The sequence below is a fragment of the Syntrophorhabdus sp. genome (assembly GCA_012719415.1).
In the GTDB taxonomy this organism is placed as follows: Bacteria; Desulfobacterota; Syntrophorhabdia; order Syntrophorhabdales; family Syntrophorhabdaceae; genus Delta-02.
In genome coordinates, this window is record JAAYAK010000198.1 from 1 (window position 1) to 1,555 (window position 1,555).

The 1,555-nt window shown below is 62.1% G+C and carries 2 protein-coding genes; both read right to left on the reverse strand.

Annotated features, from left to right (window positions below; translation table 11 throughout):
* A partial coding sequence (locus tag GXX82_11310; GenBank protein NLT23624.1) for an aspartate ammonia-lyase occupies window positions 1–1,106 on the reverse strand: 1,106 nt, incomplete at its 3' end.
* Window positions 1,103–1,555: cation:dicarboxylase symporter family transporter (locus GXX82_11315; GenBank protein ID NLT23625.1), on the reverse strand; the 453-nt coding region annotated here is incomplete at its 5' end. The genes GXX82_11310 and GXX82_11315, both read right to left, overlap by 4 nt.

Below are 1,555 nucleotides of genomic sequence, written 5' to 3' on the forward strand. Positions count from 1 at the left end.
AAGGCCATGACGGGTTCCATGACGTTGAGCTCCAGTTGTCCCGCCTCCGCGGCGAAGCTCACCGTCACGTCGTTGCCGATGACAAAGAAGGCGACCTGGTTCACCACCTCGGGGATGATGGGGTTCACCTTGCCGGGCATGATGGTCGAACCGGGGGCCATGGGAGGAAGGTTGATCTCGTTGAGGCCGCAGCGGGGACCGGACGCCAGGAGCCTCAGGTCGTTGCAGATCTTGGAGATCTTGACGGCGAACCGTTTCAGGACACCCGACAGCTGGACGTAGGCCCCCGAATCCTGCGTCGCTTCCACGAGGTCCGGCGACGTGAGGACATCGATGCCGGTGAGCTGGCGGAGCTTCTCCGCCACGAGGGGGGCGTAATCGGGGTGGGCGTTGAGCCCTGTTCCGATGGCCGTGGCGCCCAGGTTTATCTCCTTCACGAGCGTCTGCGCCTCCCTCATCCGGTCCATGTCCTCGGCCAGCATGACGGCCCAGGCACCGAATTCCTGGCCCAGCGTCATGGGTACGGCATCCTGGAGCTGCGTCCTGCCCATCTTGATGACCTGGGAGAACTCCTTCGATTTCTTCTCGAAGGCCGAGCGGAGATAGTCGATCGCCTCCACGAGGTCCTTGATCTTAAGGATGAGGGTCAGGCGTATGGCCGTCGGGTAGACGTCATTCGTCGACTGGCAGAGGTTGACGTGGTTGTTGGGGTGGACGATGTCGTACCTCCCCTTTTCATATCCCAGCTTCTCGAGGGCAATGTTGGCGATGACCTCGTTGGCGTTCATGTTGGTGGATGTGCCTGCCCCGCCCTGTATCATGTCGACGACGAAGTGCTCCCTGTGTTTGCCGTCGAGAACATCGTCGCAGGCCCGGCTTATCGCGTCCGCCACGTCAGGGGGCAGGAGCCCGAGCTGACCGTTGGCGAGCGCCGCGGCCTTCTTCACGTAGGCCAGGGAGCTTACGAAGGTGGGATAGCTGGACAGGGGGATGCCGGTGATCCGGAAATTCTCCGTCGCCCGCAGGGTCTGGATACCGTAGTACGCGTCGGCGGGAACGTCCCGCTCACCAAGAAGGTCATGTTCCTTTCTCATTCCAATGCTCATGCTGACGCCTCCGATAGTGTCTTGTCGTCATTCGGGGACCGCCCTTCTCCAACAGCGGCCTCGTCCTTCCTGTCGAATACCTTTTCCCATTTCGCGACGATAACGGTAGCAAGGCAGTTGCCCGTGACGTTGACCGCCGTTCGTCCCATGTCCATCACCGTATCCACGCCAAGGATGACCGCCACGGCCTGGACGGGCAGGCCGAATGATGCCAGGGTGCCCGCAAGGACCACAAGGGACGCCCTGGGGACGCCGGCGGCGCCCTTGCTGGCAAAGATGAGGGTAAAGCCTATGAGAAGCTGCTGCGACAGGCTGAGGTCAACGCCGGCCGCCTGCGCCGCGAAGATCGATGCGAGAGAGAGATAGATGGTGGTGCCGTCGAGGTTGAAGCTGTACCCCGTGGGGATGACGAAGGAAACCACCCGTCTCGGCACCCCGAGGGCCTCCAT